Source organism: Amycolatopsis albidoflavus (genome assembly GCF_039525725.1).
In the GTDB taxonomy this organism is placed as follows: Bacteria; Actinomycetota; Actinomycetes; order Mycobacteriales; family Pseudonocardiaceae; genus Amycolatopsis; species Amycolatopsis albidoflava.
This window is the reverse complement of sequence record NZ_BAAAHV010000015.1, coordinates 424,876-442,011: the sequence shown is the minus strand read 5'-3', so window position 1 is coordinate 442,011 and position 17,136 is coordinate 424,876. Positions and strand designations below refer to the sequence as shown.

The window sequence follows — 17,136 nt, the reverse complement described above, 5'->3', positions numbered from 1 at the left end:
CGGTGTGGGGCGGGTGGTGTCGGGGTTGATGGATCCGGCGGCGGCGGTATCGGAGGGCCGGGCGCGGGTGCTGGCGGAGCTGGCGGGGGATTTCGCGGTTGCGGTGGCGAGCGGGGGAACGGCGGCTGGGCTGCAGGTGCGGGGGTATTTCGGTCCGGAGATGAAGAGCAGTGACGGTCGCGCATATGAGGCGTCGGTGACGGCGGCGCTGATGCGGGGGGTGCGGGAGCGGTTGGCGGGGATGGGGGAGGACGTGGTGTCGGGGGTGCTCGCGGATGTGATGGCGCGGTTGGACATGGAGCCGGTCGCAGTGCGAGCGGGGGATGCGCGGGCGGGGACGTTCGTGGCGTGGGCGGGCGGGGCGGAGCCACCGGTGCTGACGCGTCCGGTCGGAGCCCCGGTGCCGGTGAGGTTGGAGGATCTGCTGGGGGGCCTGGTAAATCCGGCAGACATCAGCGTGGTGGCGTTGCACAGCGGGGAGGGGCAGTACGCGGTGGGGTTCCCGGCGCCGGGCCCGCTGGACGAGCGGTCGGTGCTGGAGGAGGCGCTGGAGCGGCGGGCGGCGACGGGGCAGGTATCGGGGTTGTGGGTGGTGCAGCATCATGACGATGGCGGGTTGCGTGCGTGGTCGAAGGACGGGAGCCGGGAGTTCCTGCTGACGCCGGCGGCGGCGAAGCATTTGGCATTGTCGGCCGTGCCGGCCGGGGTGCTGGCGAAGCGGTGGCCGGTGTGCTGGCTTATGTGCCGTCCGTCGAGTGGCGAAGCGCGGGTTCAGGCGCTGGTCAAGCTGTTCGCCGCCGACGGCGTCACGGTGAACGTCCCGTCGACGCCTGGCACGCAGGTCTCGCGGGCCGGTGTATTCACCGGGCTGGCCCCGGGCGCGCAGCCCGCCCCGGGCAATCTCGCGCTCGGCGGCGACTCCCTGCGGACCGGGCCGCACTGGACAGCAACCGGCGCCGACTCGCCGGCCAGGCCCGCCGCCGGTGTCGGTTCGTCGCGGTCGGGCGCCGGGAAGCGGCCCGAGGCCCGGCGGGAGAGCTCGCCAGCCGACGGTTCGAGACTGCCAACGGTTCCGCGCCGTCGGCCCAGCGAGCAGATTCCGCCCCTGGGCCCGGTGCCGGAGGCGATCGAACTGACGCACTTCCCGCAGCGACCGGACAACACCGTTTCGCCGGACCCCCTCGCGGCACCCGGTTCGGAAGGGACCGCCGAGCCGCCCGAATGGGTCTCGCAGCTCCCGTCCTACCTGCGCGACAACCTGACTGCCGGTCCGTCCAAACAGGACGGACCGGTGGTCGGAGCCGACCTGTTGGGCGGCCCGGCCGGCCTGTACTCGCTGGTGCCCGAATTGCGCGGCAACGAGGTCGTGCTGGGCGCGCAGGAGGACATCATCAACAATGTCACGGAGCTCATCGGCAAGAACGCCGCGGCTCCGTACCGGATCAGGGCTGGCAACGAGAACTACGAGCTGACAATCAAAGCGGAGTTCCAGTGGGACGACGCGACGATGCCGGACGCCGAAGCCGATCCGACCGCCGCGAAGGCGAAGGGCAAGACGAAGAGCTCGGTGACGGACGAGCAGAGCAGTTCGCGTGAACAGCATCTCGACCTCTCGGCCGCCATCGGGAGCATTCCGGTTGCGCCGCCGGTGTCGGTGTTCGTTACGGCACAGCTGCCGATCGGGCCGAACAGCGCCGCCGAGGGAGGTACGGAGCGCGACGTGGAGGTCGAGAACACCGTCGAGACCAAGTCGCTGCGCAAGGTGGAGGTGCCGGTCAAGATCACCTATGCGTTGACCGACTCCAGAGGCCGGACGATCGGACCGGCCGGCCGGTCCGGGGAAGAGATGTCGGTGACCGGACAGGTGCCGGTCAAGGTGCCGACCGAGTTCCGCGAGCCCGACGACGAGGCCGATCCGCCGGTTCCGGTCATGCGGCCGTTGCCGAAGGACGCGCCGCCGGAAGCGGTGTACTCCCGCACTCCGGACGGCAGTTTCTACGACCAGGTCGCGGAGGGCTTGCCCAGGGCGTTGACCGAGATCGGCGCGGCGGGCCGGGAGACCCTGCAGAACTTTTTCAGCGACGCGAACCTCAAAGCGCGGTGGCAGGAGATGGCGGTGTTCGTCGACCCGGGCGACCCCGACTCCGCCAACCTGGGGTGGGTCCGCTCGGACGACGTCGCGAAGGGCCCGTACAGCAAGCGCTGGTTCGGCCGGCCGACCATCTTCGAGATGCGCGCTGTCGCACAGACCGTGCAGGTCGTCGAATCGCTCGCGGACGCGGAGAGCACCACGAAAAATACCGTCGAAGACACAGTGACGAAGCAGACCTCGACGAAACGGCCGCTGGGCGGTTCGGCCCTCATCGCGGCTACCCCGGCCACCGGGCTGGCCGGGGTAGCCCTCGGCCTCGGTCCGGGCGTCGGGGTGTCCTTCGCCGCTGGGCACGGGCAGGAGAACCGGCGCAAGATGTCGCTCGCCGACTCGGTTGTGACGACTGGACAGGTCATTCGCTTCAAGACAGTGCACCGCTTGGAAGTCCGGCAGCTCGGGGGCGAGGGGTTCCCGCTGGACGGCTGGATCGAGGCATTCCAAACGGCGCCCTCGGACAGGGTCGAGCGTGCCGGCCTTCAGAGCAGGACTGATTCGCTCGCGGCGGGCGACGCGCAATCCGGCCGCGGGGGCGAGCCCAGGGGAACCTTCCTGGATTCGTCCAGTGAGAGTTCCGTGGATGAGCCGACTTTCCTGGACTCGGCGAGTGAGAGTTCCGGGGATGGGCCGACCTTCCTGGACTCGTCCAGCGAGAGTTCCGGGAACGAGTCGGCGTTCCTCGACTCTGCGAGCGTTTCGACCGGCACCGGCACCGGCACCGGCACCGGCGCACTGCGGGACGAGGACGGCGAAGCGACGGAAAACGCTGCCCCGCGCCAGGTCTACGCGCCGCGCCACATCGAGGAGCTCACTTCCATCGGAGGCGCCTTCGTCGAAGATCTCGGGCTCGGCGACGCGCTCTACAACCGAATCGCCGAGGTACTGCGGCGCGTTCCCGGTCGGAGGTGGCACCACCTGACGCGCGGCGGTTTTGTCGTCGAGTTCGACGATCCGAAGCTCAGCGGAGGATTGAAGCCGGCGGTCGAGGCGCTGCTCAAACGTCGCGACGCCGCGAAGACGCACCTGTCGGAAGAGCAGCTGAGCCGGTTGGTCGACACGATGCTCACCGACCGCGGACTGTCGTTCCAGCTGGTCAAGGCAGGGACTTTCCGGGACTACACGGCCACCGTGACGCTGAAAGCCACGATGGACGATCTGCGTGACCTGCCGGCGACCCCGGACGGCACCACGTTCAGCAGGAAGACGGAGTCGGCCGAACTCGTCGGCTTGAGCTCGGCGAAGAAATGGGATGCGAAGGCCGGGCCGAATGTCTCGGCCTTCATGGTGAAAATCATCGGGGCGCTCCTGCCGGGCTGGGAGTCGAAGATCACCGGGGGATGGTCGTGGAGCCGGTCCACCGCGGTGCGCACCGAGACGGAGAATTCCACGACCCGGACGCACGGCGACAGCCTGACTAATGCGGGCAAGATCGGCTCGCAGGGCATGCAGTCGTTCTCGGCCGGCCTCACGATCGCCAGCAGGGTGACCGCATACCACCGCCTCGCTGCCGGCGTCCGCCGCAGTGTGCCCGGCTCGCCGGGCCGCACCGCGCCCAAACTGACCAGGATCGGCCGGCACCGGCTGCGGCCGCTCACGGTGCCGATCCGGTTCAGCGTGCCCGAGCCGCTGACTTCGACGGTTCAGCCGGAGCGGCTGCCCTCGGCAGCCCGGCAGAACGTGCGGGTCATGCGGGACGTGCCCGGCATCAACGAAGTGTCCCGGAGCGTGCCCGCAGAGCTGGACGAGGTGGAGGTTGTCGCGGTTCGCGGCAGCGATCAGCTGCGCGACGCGGTGGACACGTTCTTCTGCGTCGCGTCCGGCGACCCAGTCGACGCGGTGGACGAGCATGGCAGGGCGGTGTTCCCGCACGCGAGCGCGAGCCAAGACGAGCTCCAGCTGACCCCGGACGCCCTCCGCCGCAATCCCACGCCGTTCGAGCCGATCCGGATCAACCGGCGGTGGGGACGGAACCTGCGAGACTTGAACGACAACGCCGTCGTTCGGCTGACCCCGCGCAACCCGGTGCCTGCGTCAGCCGAGGAGTTCCAGCAGATCGAAAAGTCGTTCTCGGCCCTGACCGGGATCGGCCGGTCGGCCGGCGCGGCTTCGGCATCGGCGCTGGAAGTAAATCCGCTGTTCTACGTGTTCGCCCCAGGGCCTGGCCCCGGTCCGCTGGTCCGCCAGCGGATCACCGCCATGGCCTCGACCGAACTGCTTTCCCGGCGCCAGGGCACGAAGTCCGAAACAGAGCTCAACTTGGCAGAAGAAGGAACCGTCAAGGACGCGGTCCCGGTCAAGGAGACGCTGGTCTGGGTCGATGCGGCCGCCGAGGTCGTCACCGAAGCATCGACCGTCGGCAATATCGACCGGTTCGGCATCTTCCGCCGCCCGGCTCCCCGCCGGGCCGGAGTCAGCTTCGACGTGCCGCGCTTCTGGCTGATGTGGGCCACCGACGAGCAGCTGGCCGCGATGGGCCCGGCAGCCGGCGGCCAGGGCGCTTCGACAGCGGGGCCAGAGTCCGCCAAGCCGCCGGCTGTTCCAGGCGCGGACGAGATCGGGGTTGCGCTGGCGACGTCGGCCGCGGTGCCGGCCTCGGCGGCTGGTGCGCACGCCACCGCGCCGGAATCGCAGGCACCGCACGCGCGGACGGTACCCGCGCCCGCAGCGCTGACCCAGTCGACGGGGACGTCCCTGGGGCTCAGCGCGATCACCACCAGGATCGATCTCCGCGACCGGATTCCCGACCTGCGCCGCCAGCTGATCGACAGCCTGGGCGAACAAAAAGCGCTTCGGCTGTTGCCGACGTCGCCTTCCGGCCAGCTGCACGACAACTTCCGGCGGGTGGACGAGTTCCTTCGCGACGTCAGCACCGCGGCGAGCGGTGCGCTGAACGGCGGGCAGGCCATCACGCTGCGGCTGGAGGGCTTCGTCGGCGAGACCTATCACCTCACGCTCGACGCGGCCCTCGTGGGCGAGCTGGCGTTCGCCGGTGTCGAACACGTCGACAAGTTGTCGGTCGGCCAGAAGATGGATGCCAAGGGCGCGAACACCAAGACCTCAGGGCGCACACGTGCCGCGCTCAGCGCCTCGCTGAGCGCGGTCTGGCGCTTTGGCCAGATCGGCGGCAATGTGCCGCACAGCCTCGCGCCGAAGACCGGCGGCATCAACACGCCTGGGCTGCCGACCTTGTCGGTCAACATGGCCAAGCTCGGCGAGCGAGACGTGAAGAGCACCGGTGCCATCAAACAGAAGTACAACCAGTCGGCGTCGGTCACCGGGCCGGTGGCCGCCTACGACGGCCGGGTCGGCTTCCATCTCAAGATCGAGCGGGATCTCGGACTGGGCCAGCACGGCGGCGAGGTGGCCGGAACGGTCGCCGCGAGCGATTCGATGCCCTGGCGCGACATCCGCCTCCTGCGGCTGAGCGAGGCGTCCTACCCCGCGCCGGCGGACGGACGAGCCCGGCTGGGCGAAGCCGAACCGGAAACGTTGTCGACCCGGCCGCCGCTTCCCACAGCCGGGCGGTCCGGGCAGCGCCTGGTGCGCTGGAACACCCCGGCGCACCGCCGAGCCGATGCCGCGGAGTCGGCTGCCTGGCGCGAACAGCCCGGGTACCTGAAGGTTTCGCCGCGAGGAACCGCACCCGACCCGGCTGCCGCCGACCCGACCTACGAGGAAGGTGCGTTCCAGGCCGAGGACTACTTCGGCGCCCTGCGGGACTTGCGGGAAAGCGCGGCACGAGCGATCCGCGAGGCCGGTGCCGACGTGGACTCGGCAGTGCTGCTCGATCTGCGGCAGACGCTGACCTTGCCGTCGGTGAAAATGCTGCAGTCGATGATGCGCGGCACCTTCGTGATCCCGATGGCGGATGTGGAGCTCGAGGTGCACGCCCGGGTGCCGGACACCGGACGGCTGGCGTATGTCAGCGCGGGGGTGGACCCCGAATCGAAGTCCGAGTCCAAGCGCTCCGGCGAGCCGGGGCTCCTGCCGGGAGGCATGCGCCGGCCCGAACCCAGTCCGGAGAAGGCCACCGTCACCAAAGACAAGATCACTCAGGTCGACTTGCACGACGTCGAGTTCCGCTTCGTCGCCAGGCCGAAACGGGCGTTGCTGCGAAAAGTCGGCGTCTGGGCGAAGACCGGCATCGTCAACCGGGTCGTGCGCGAGGCATACGGGATCCGGCACCGTCCGGCCGCCGCGCGCCCGCTTCCGCAAACGCTGGTCGACGCCGCGACGCAGCGCGAGGAAGCCGCGAAAGCCTGGACCGCTGCGGTCAAGGCGGAAGCCGGCCTGCAACATCAGACGTCGCCCTTGACCGAGGCCGGACATCAAGCGCTGCTCGCGGCCCCGGCCGCCACTGCCGCCGCGGCCGCCGCATGGTGGGCGGCGAAGGACAACTACGACCGGGCGCTCGCCAGCGCGCGTTCGGCCCAGGCCGCGGTCGAGGAAACGGCACCTGCGGCGGAAGGTCAGTCCAGGCACCGGGTTCCGGGCGCGAGCGGCCAGGCTGTCAGGCTCCGCCATGAGGACCCCACGCCCCGTTTCGCTTCGGGCAGTACCGCTCTCGAGCCGACCGGGACTGCCGGCGCTCGGTCCGATGGGACGGCCGCCGATGTCCTGGCGCAAGGCGCGCCCCTGCCTGACGCAGCCCGGGCGAGCCAAGAGGTGCGGCCGGGTTCGACTGGCGACCCGCTGCCTGAACGGCGAAGGGAGCTGCGGAGCGCTCGGGCAGTCCTCCAGGCACTTGCCCGGGAGGAACGACAGCTGCTTTACCGGCAGGCAACGCGGATCGTCGGCCGGGACGTTCCGGGCGGACTGTTGTCTTCCCCGGACCCCGAACGTGCGGCACAGATCCAGGCGATCCGTGACTTGGTAGCTGCTCAGCTCCGCACGGACGACGACCATCCGCGGCGGCGGCCGTTTGCCGAGCAGTTGGCTCGCGACGTGTGGGCCGAATTGATCGATCCGGTCGACCCGCTTCCGGGCCGAGCGGCAGAACTCGAGGAGGCGCGGCGCTCGTTGTCGCGTCCGAAGGCACCCGCCGGGCGCGTGCGCGATGCGCGGCGGCTGGCCGCGGAAATGGTTGACGACGTACTGCAAACGCGCCCGCCGGTGACGTCGCCGGTCGCGCAGGCTCGGCGCGACATTCAGCGGCAGGCGATGGTCGACCTGGTAGCCGGCCGGCTCCTGAGCGATGGGCCGGATCGTGCCGGTCGGCTGTCGCACGCCCGAAACCTGGCGGCGCTGCTGAGGGAGGAGGCCGGCGGCGGCAGCCGACCCGTTCCAGCCGGCACCCGGACGCGCGCCCGGTCTGGCGCGAGCGAGACGAGGCGACGCGGGGACTCGGCGAGCATCGCGACGAATCGGTCCGACACCAGCTCGATCACCTTCCCCCCGGTCGGCGGTGCATCCGGCGGGGTGACCTTCTCGAGAGAATCGCGCGCGCTCGCGGATCAGAGCGTGATTTATTCGGCGCTGTCGCCTAGCGCCGACGACGGACGGCCGCAGCCGTTCGTCGTGTTCGTCACGCTCTCCGACGACGGCCGCCCGGTCCTCGGGGGGGAAGCCCTCGACTGGGCGGACTACGGAAACCACCTTCTCGCCAGCGCCGGGTATCAGCAGCACGTGGCCGGGCATCCCGACGCAACCGTCAAGATCGTCCCCGACCGATCCGTGCCCGCGGCGGTGTTCGACACCGACATTCGGAGCCTGGGCGAGCAATTGCGCAATGGCCAGGCGTTCCCTGCGATCGAGATCGCCGCGGCGGCCGCGGTGGACGAATCCGGCCGGGTCCGAATGGGCGGCGAAGTCCGCCAGTTGCCGGTCGGTGCCGCTGGCCGTTCCGGGTCGGGAGAGAACCGGACCAGCCTTCCGGAAATCCCGTCGGAGGGCACGACATTCGTAGAGGACCTGTTCGACGATCTCGACCGGCGCCTGCGACCGGACCCGGGGCTGTGGCGCACCGGCGACACGACCCGCGCCACACCGGTGACCTCGGACGAAGCGGAGTCGGTGTATCGCATTCCGAAGGAGGACCAGCGTCTTCTCCAATCGGCGCTGGACCGGTTCGGGTTCCGGCTGGAGGTGCGTCCGAGCGAGTGGGCGGCGGTGCGGTGGAGCCGGCGGGGCGCGGTCCGGAAGCCGCCGGAGCTCCGGGCGTCGACGATCGACGAGCTCGACTCGTACCTGGGCGTCCCCGCCGACTATCAAGGTCTGGTCGGGTTTTTCGCGCCGGTGCGGCCGGCTCGGGAGTCGGTGCCGGCGGACCGGTGGGAGGCGGTGCGGGCCCGATACCGGCAGCGCGCACAGGAACAGCGCGATCTCGCGGACAGCATGGGCGAACTGGCGGATCAGGGGAAGATCCGGCTCGCCGGCGGACTGGTCGAATGGCGCACCGAGGACGGCGGGTTCGCGAAGGTCGCCGGGGCCGGCGATCCGTTCCGGCTGGTGACCGCGGACGGCGAACCGCTCGCGCCGGAGCAGGACGAGCTGTTCCGACGGCTGATCCGGCGCAGGACCGGGATCGGGCGTCCGGCCGGCTTCGGCGAGGAGACCCCGGGTCCGGGCGGGCTGAGCGCGGACGACGTGATCGTGGCCCGGCACAAGGCTGCCGAGCCGGTCCTCCGGTTCCAGCCGGGACGGCCGCCGGTCCTGGTGCGTCCTGGGGCCGATTCCGAACCGGCGCGGCTGCTTTCGCCGCAGGGCGCCGGGCCGGTCGAGACGCATCCGCCGCTCGATCCGGCGCTGGTCGGCGGGGGAGCGTCGGTTTCGCGTCCGGCAGCGGGTTCGCTCAGCGTGGATGACGCGCTTCGGCTGCCTCCGGGCTCGGTGGTGACTGGGGATGTGTTCCGCTCGGATGCCGAGTCGGAGCAGTTCTTCGCGGTGCATGCCCCGTGGTTGGTGGGGGTGAATGCGGACGGGGCGGTCGACCGCTGTCTGGAGATGTGTGTGCAGGGGTCGTTCGCGATGAAGGAGAAGCAGTCGTACCGGGCCGGGCCGGGCCGGCCGACGACGGTCGGACAAGCGAACGAGCTGGCGAACGCGCTGATGCGGCGGGCGACGTTCGAGCAGATTTTCCGGCATATGCGCGCACAGGAAGGCGGTGCGCAAGGGCTGGTCTATGTCGGGGGCGGGCGCCGGGACGGGCATTACTTGCTGGTGCGGAAGGCACCGGTCGAGGAGGGCGGCCTGATCACGTTGCTGGACGTGCAGGCGCAAACCATGGGCCGGACCACGCCGCGAGCGCCGGTGGTGGGTTTTGTTCCGCTGCCGTGGACGCCGGCGACGGAGCTGAAGTCGCGCGTGCTCGACAAGAACCTGGTCGCGGGGAGGGGGGATCCGGCGGCGCAGCTGGCGAACCATCCGGTGCTGCGGCGGTGGCAGGCCGAAGCCGGGAGAGGGCCGATCGTCACCGCGGAGGTCTTTGAAAGCGATTTGGCCGCGGCCTTCGAAAACAAATTCGTCTCCTATGCGAAGAAGATGTTCCACAAGAGGAAGGACGACCGAAAAGACGACCGGCAAGGCATTGGGTTTCATGCCAAGGATGTGTGGAGCGGCGCGCTCATGTGCAAGGGAGTGCCGGTCGGCGTCACCTTCGATTTCGAATTCTTCAAAGAGGATAAGGAGTGGGCTCGGGGTGCGGACGGACACGTCCGGTACACCTGGTTGGCGCGCGACAGCCAGGAGGAATTGCCGTCGGCGCGCTCGGCGGAGAGCCGCCGGGAGCTTGGGTACAACGGGCGGGTGGAGGCACCCGGAGCCGAGGATTACACACGGCATTCGGCAGGGCCGATCGAGGTTAGCGCGCATGCCGGTAGGGCAGGACAGGTCTCGGTCTGGCTTCCGCCGGGAACGCGTCTGACCAACGGCCGCACGATCCGGAACAGGCTGAAAGTACGTCTGCGCGCCCCCGAATTCGCGGCCGTGCTGGACAACTCGGAGTCCTTCCGCTCCGCCTATGCGGTCAGGCCGGATGGGGCTATTCGATGGGTGGTGTGCCACGCCGGGGCGTCCGGCCTGGGCGTCGGGCTGGTGGAGGCGCTCACTCAGCGGGGCTATCGGAATCGAGGCTATTTCGGAGACAACAAGGTATCGATTGCCTTCCAGGGCCAGAACGTCGGGGACGTCCCGGTCCATCGGGGCGGCGCGTGGGTTGCGTATTCACCGGACAAGAATGGCGTTCCGCAGAGGGAACCGCAGGAGGACACGGTCTACCCGGAGTTCAAGCGGCAGGCGTTGATTGCGCTGGAGACGTGGGCGGACGCGGTCACGTTGCAGCAGGCGCACCGAGCGGCGCGGGCGGCGTTTGTGGCGCATCCGGAGTACCGGTTCGGGGTGGGTGTGAACCGTCCGGGCCTGGACGGAGGCAAGCGGAGTCATGTCCGGAATGCGCTGGCGTCGGTGATCGCGTTGTCAAGGTCGATCATCGACGGTCGTACAGTCCCGGCCGAGCCGGGCGGCCCGGTGACGGTGGGCGAGGCGCAGGCGGAGCTGGGTGCGGAGTTCGTCGCAGCGTCGCTGCCCGAGATCACCGCCCACATGCAGGCGCAGCCGGAAGGCGCTCAGGGCGTGGTGTTCCTGGACGGCAACTTCCTGCTGGTGCACAAAGACCTCGCCGGCAAGGTCAACTATCTCGACGCTCTCCGGGAGACGATGGCGGACCTGGAGATCCGGCTCGGCCGGGCGGACGACGGCACGCCGGTCGAAGGGCCGTCCGGGTTCGCCGCGCTGGAACACACCGGTGCGCGCCCGCTCGACCAGCACCCGCCTCTTGATCCGGCGCTGGTCGGCGGGGCCTCGCCGACTGCCTCGGTCACCTCGGCCTCGTCCGAGAACCTTCCTCGTCCGAGCACCTCGCGTTCGTTCTTCAGGCGCCGATCGAGTGCCGTGCAATCGCTGGCCACGACCTCGCGCGATCCGGCCCGGTTCGAAAGCGAAGCGGCGGCCATCTTCGAGGACTATCGCCAGGCCAGCGCCGGACTGAACCGTCTCGCGCTGCCGGAACCGGAGGTGCGCGGGTGGATCGCCGATGCGGTCGCTCTCGGCCAGCCTGGCGAGGCAGAGCGGCATATGTTGCCGGCAGGCAGTCGCGAGCGGCTCCAGGTCATCGACGACAACCTGAGCGCGGTGCACGATCCAGCGGCGCGCGAGCGGATTCGCGGGCTGGTAAACGACGCGGTCCTTGCCGCGATGCTGGCGCCGGGCCGAGTGGACGCAGCCGGCCCCGGCACTGGCAGGCAGTCCATCCGGCCGATCGCCCCCGACCGGCTTACCCAGCTGCTCGACGACATCCGTGCCGACCTGCAGGCCGGGCGAAACCCGTTCGACCGCGAGACGTCGATGGTCCACGGCGTCGACTGGACCCCCGGGCGGCCGCTCCCGGTCCGGCTGGCCGTTCTCGGAACCGTCAATCTGAGCGGCGAAGCTCGTGCCGGGCTGAGTTCCAGCGCGCTGTTCCGCACTCTGCTGGCCAACCCGGCGGCACTGGCCGAATCGTTGTTCGCCGGGGCCGGGCACGAGGAACAGCACTTCCTGGGGACCTGCGTTCCGGCGTCGATCAACACCGAATTGCGTAGGCGAGTGCCGACGCTGGCGTCTCTTCTCCTGGTTGGCCGCGCGGTCGCCGACGAGGTCGAGAAGGCGACGGAAATGCTGGAATCCGAAGCGCGTGCCCGGCGTGACCGGCCGTTGGGCCGGACAGTTTACGAGCTGGCCGGCCGACGTGTGGCGGCGGCTCGCGCGGAATTCGAGGACCTGGAGCAACGAGCAGCGGAGCTGGCCAGTGCCAACTCGCGCGACGCTGACGCGTGGCACGGCCTCACCGACCGCTGGGCGCGAACCATGCAGAAACTCGGAGCCGCCGACCCTCGCCAGGAGCGAGTGCCGGTGCTGTCGCCGATGACCGTGCGAGGTCATTGGCGGGTCAGCATCGCGCTGGCCACGGCGAAACTGGTGGACCGGCCGGCTCGTCGGCTGTCGTCGATCGATTCCGAGAACTACCTGAGCCTTCTGGAGCGGCAACTGGCGAACGAACCCCAAGGGCACCTTCTCGGTGCCGAGCCGGCGCTGAGCGACAGTTCGTGGGTGCCGGTCGCTCCGCGAATCAGTACCCGGTCAGCAGCGATGGCGTTATGGACCCGGCTGGCCGCGGGGTCAGGCCGAGTGCTCGCGCCGCCGATCCACACCGTGCACGTCCAGGCGACCAGGGTCGGCGGGGAGCCCGCGTTCGTTGTCAACGACCCGATCAAGGCGACGTCGAAAACGCAGACTCCGGCCGAGTTCGCGACGTGGGCTGCGCGGGAGAAGCTCACCGCACCGGCCGACCTGTTCGACGAGCCGGCTGGCACTCCGGAGTCGCCGGACGTGGTGTCCTACTCGGCGTTGCTGGTCGATGGCGAGCTGGATCTGACCGGAGTGCTGATGCGACCGTGCGTGACCGGCGACGGCAGCCGGGTGGGGACGTTGTTCCCGTCGCCGGAGGACGTGCGGTCCGAGCGGGCCGACAAGGCGGTGGCCGGGTTCGCGGCGGGAGCGGCGCCAGCCGATTCGTACTCGATGCTGATGCACTCGGTGAAGGACGCAGCCGGGCGTGCCGCTGGGTTCACGCTGTGGCAGGAGAAACCCGGACTGCCCGGGCAGTATCGCCGGGTGCAGGTCGGCCCGTCCGGATGGCTGCGGTTGTTGTCGGCGGTGGCTGGCCCGGAGAACGCGCAGCGCGCGTTGCTGGTGGCGTTGTCGTGCGGTGTGGCGCCGGAGTCTGGAGGTCTGCTGCGGCAGTTGCAGGCGCTGGTTGACGGGGCGGGGCGTGGGCAGCGGGTGTTGGGTCCGGATACCCGGGTGAAGATCGAGCCGGGCGGGCGGGTGGTGTTCGATCCGGGTGGTTCGTTGCGGGAGGTGGGCGCCGACGGCTCGACGGTTGCGTCGGCGGTGCGGTTGCCGGATTCGGCGGTGTCGGATTCGTTGGACGAGGGTCCTGGTCTGGTTTTGGAGCATCCGGTTGTTCGGTCGACGGCGGCTGCGCTTGACCGGATGGCCGACGAGCACGCGATGTCGGTGCCGGGGCAGGAGTTGCTTGGGCCGGATGTGCTGCAGTTGCGGAAGCGGAAGCCGCCGATGCCGGCGTTGCGCGGGCTGAACGTGCCGCGGTTGAGCGCCCGGCAGGGGGCCGGTCTTCTGTCGACGATGGACATGTTGCGGGGTGCGGCTCCGACACCGGGGGAGACGACGCGGGAGGCCCTGGATCGCGCGGGTGCCGGGGTTGAGGTGCTGCGGGCGGAGTGCCCGCCCGCGGTGCGGCAGCATTGGGCGACCGTGCTGGGTGTTCCGGTCGGCGTCCTGCCGGCGTTCTGGGAGCTGCCGAAGACGGTGTACGGGATCTGGCTGGGCGGTCCTCCGGGTGCGGAGTTCTGGGACAATTTCGGCGGTGCGGCCGAGCGATTCGACCGGATTCCGTTCGTGTTGTTCACCGACGTGCCCCGGCGGCAGATCGAGGCGGTCCTGGCCGGAGACGAAACGGATGCGCTGGCGAGTGTGCGCGAGATGGTCGCGCGCGCGAGGGCGCACAATGTGAAGCTGGTCAATATTGACGAGCTTTCGCATGACGAAATGCCGCTGCCAGCGCATCCGTTGGTGGCCACCGAGAGGGCCAAGGAGTCCGGGCTGGGGTATGCGCCGTCGGCAGACATCCTCCGGGTTCAGTTTTTGCATCTTTTCGGCGGGGTCTACACCGATGGCGACAATGTCGTAGAGGATCTTGCTCAAGCGTGGGACGTCGTGACTCAGGACGGATTTGCCGGTCTAGAGCAAGTTGTCTGGAACGGGGCGGAAGAGCGCCGTATGCGGAACAATTCCGCCCTTGTGATGACAAAAGGTCATCCGATTGGTCTTGGCTGGCTTTCCCATTTTGCCGAGAGCTATCGCATGACCAGAAGGGAACTGTTTTCCCGAACTCCTGCCCCGATGATGAACCTCGTGGAAACGAATCTTGACTCCGGAATGGGGCGGAATCGTCGTAATTCCACTATTCTGCGGACTGCTCCTGCTGGATCGGAGAGGTTTACGGGTTATCAGAAGACCCCCGGGTTCGAGGGGATCACGACCGGCTACGCGCAGAGCTGGGTGCCGGCCGGGCCGCCGGCGCGGCCGGACGTGGTGATCGGCGTCGACGATCATGAGGGAACGGTCGCGTTGACCGCGAAGATCGTGCACACGCTGGTGCGGCAGTTGCACAACATGGAGGGGGAGCTGGATCTTTTCGCGGCTGAGCGGGCGGCCGTCAAGCACGAGGTTCCGGAGGTTGTCCTGACCGCGGCGGTGCGGTTCATCGCGGCGAGGCCGCGGCTGGCGTCGTTGGTGAAGTTCGTGACCGATCATCGCTATGAGGACGGCGGGGTCCGGGCGTTCCCGATTCCGGACGGAGTGAGTGCGCTGCTGGAGTACGTGCCCGGCTCGCCGAGGTGGTTCCTCGGCGAGTGGTCGAGTCCGGTGCGGATGGTCCCGCCGGTCGGCCCGGCGGACCCGTCCGGCGCGCCCCAGCCGGAAGTCGTGCTGGGGTCGGCGCTGGTGAAGGACGGGAAGCTGGATCTGACCGGCGTGCTGATGCGGCCGTGTGTGCTTGGTGACGGCAGCCGGGTGGGGACGTTGTTCCCGTCGCCGGAGGACGTGCGGTCCGAGCGGGCCGACAAGGCGGTGGCCGGATTCAAGGCGGGAGCGGTGCCAGCCGATTCGTACTCGATGGCGATGCACTCGGTGAAGGACGCGGCCGGCCGGGTGACCGGGTTCTCGATCTGGCAGGAGAAGTCGGGGTCGCCCGGGCAGTATCGGCAGGTGCTGTTGAGTCCGGCGGCATGGTTCTATCTGCTGTTGGCGGTGGCGGGTCCGGAGGCGGCGGCGCGGCAGCGGCTGATCGCATTCTCGTGCGGTGTGGCCCCGGAGTCCGGCGGGTTGCTGCAGGAGTTGCAGGAGCTGGCCGATCGGGTGGGGCGCGGGCAGCGGGTGTTGGGTCCGGATACCCGGGTGAAGATCGAGCCGTCCGGACGGGTGGTGTTCGATCCGGGCGGTTCGCTGCGGGAGGTTGGCACCGACGGCTCGACGGTGCCGTCGGCGGTGCGGTTGCCGAATTCGGCGGTGTCGGATTCGCTTCTCGAGGGTCCTGGTCTGGTTTTGGAACATCCGGCTGTGCAGCCGACGGTGGCGGCGCTTGACCGGATGGCCGACGAGCACGCGACGCTGGTGCCGGGGCAGGAGTTGCTCGGGCCGGATGTGCTGCAGTTGCGGAAGCGGAAGCCGCCGATGCCGGCGCTGCACGGGCTGAACGTGCCGGGATTGAGTGCCCAGCAGGGGGCCGGTCTTCTGTCGACGATGGACATGTTGCGGGGTGCGGCTCCGACGCCGCAGGAGACGACGCCGGAGGCCCTGGATCGCGCGGGTGCCGGGGTGGAGGTGCTCCGAGCGGAGTGGCCGCCTGCGGTACGGCAGCATTGGGCGACCGTGCTGGGCGTTCCGGTCGGCTCGCTGCCGGCGTTCTGGGAGCTGCCTATGGTGGCATTCGGGATCTGGCTGGGCGGTTCGCTGCGTGCGGGGGAGTTCTGGGACAATTTCGGTGCTGCGGCCGATCGGTTCGACCGGGTTCCGTTCGTGTTGTTCACCGACATTCCCCGCTGGCAGATCGACGCGGTCCTGGCAGGGGATGAATCGGACGAGTTGGCGGGCGTGCGCGAGATGGTCTCGCATGCGAACACGCACAATGTCAAATTGGTCAATATCGACGAGATATCGCATTCCGAAATGCCGATGCCGTCGCATCCGTTCGTCGTCACCGAGCGGAGCAAAGAGTCCGGGCTCGGGTACGCGCCGTCGAGCGACATCCTTCGGATTCAGCTCTTGCATCTATTCGGCGGCTTCTATATGGACGGCGACAATGTCCTCGAGCATCTTTCCGGCGTGCGGTCGGTCGTGAATGAGCACGGGTTCGGCGTTCTTGAACAGATTATCAGGGAAGCGGCCGGGGAGCGGCGGGAGCCAAATAATTCCGGGATCGTGATGACCAAGGGGCATCCGATCGGTGCTGCCTTGCTGTACGGAATGTCGGAGAACTACCGCAAAACCAGGCGACGGCTGTTTGACAGTTATCCTGGCCTCGTGGATGTCGTCGAAGCCAGTCTTGATTCGCCGATGGGGCGGAACCGGCGCAATTCCACGATTCCGCGGGTTACTCCGGTCGGGTTCGCCAGGTATACCGGGTATCAGAAGCTTCCCGGATTCGGCGGGATGCGGACCGGCAACGCGGAGAGCTGGGTTCCGGCAGGGCCGCCGGCGCAGCCCGATGTCCTGATCGGCCTCGACGATCAGGATGGAACGGTCGCGTTGACCGCGAAGGTGGTGCACACGCTGGTGTGGCAGTTGCACAACCGGGAGGGGGAGTTGGATCTGTTCGCGGTCGAGCGGGCGATCGCCAAGCACGAGGTTCCGGAGCTGGTTTTGACTGCGGCGGTGCGGTTTATCGCGGCGAGGCCGGGGTTGGCGTCGTTGGTGAAGTTCGTGACTGATCATCGGTATGAGAACGGTGCGATCCGTGCGTTCCCGATTCCGGATGCGGTGCGGGCGATGTTGGCGTTCGTGCCGGGCTCGCCGAGGTGGTTCCTGGGCGAGTGGTCGAGCCCGGCGCGGATGGTCGCGCCCGGCAGCGCGGCAGGCTTGCCCCAGCCCGAAGTAGTGGCGCAGTCGACGTTGATCGTGGGCGGGAAGGTGGATCTGACCGGTGTGCTGATGCGGCCGTGTGTGTCCGACGACGGTACGCGGGTGGGGACCTTGTTCCCGTCGCCGGAGGACGTGCTGTCGGAGCGGGCTGACGAAGCGGTCGCCGGGTTGGAAGCAGGAGCGGCGCCGGCGGGCTCGTATTCGATGGCGATGCATGCGGTCAAGGACGCCGGCGGACGGGTGACCGGGTTTTCGATCTGGCAGGAGAAGCCGGGTTCGCCCGGGCAGTA

1 protein-coding gene (only partly in view) is annotated in these 17,136 nt (G+C 69.1%); it reads left to right on the top strand.

The whole window is internal to a WXG100-like domain-containing protein gene (locus ABD156_RS26120) on the top strand: the coding sequence, 90,228 nt in all, runs 28,595 nt past the left edge and 44,497 nt past the right edge, and what appears here is coding positions 28,596-45,731, spanning codon 9,532 (partial) through codon 15,244 (partial); the first complete codon in view begins at position 2. The start codon and the stop codon both lie outside this window.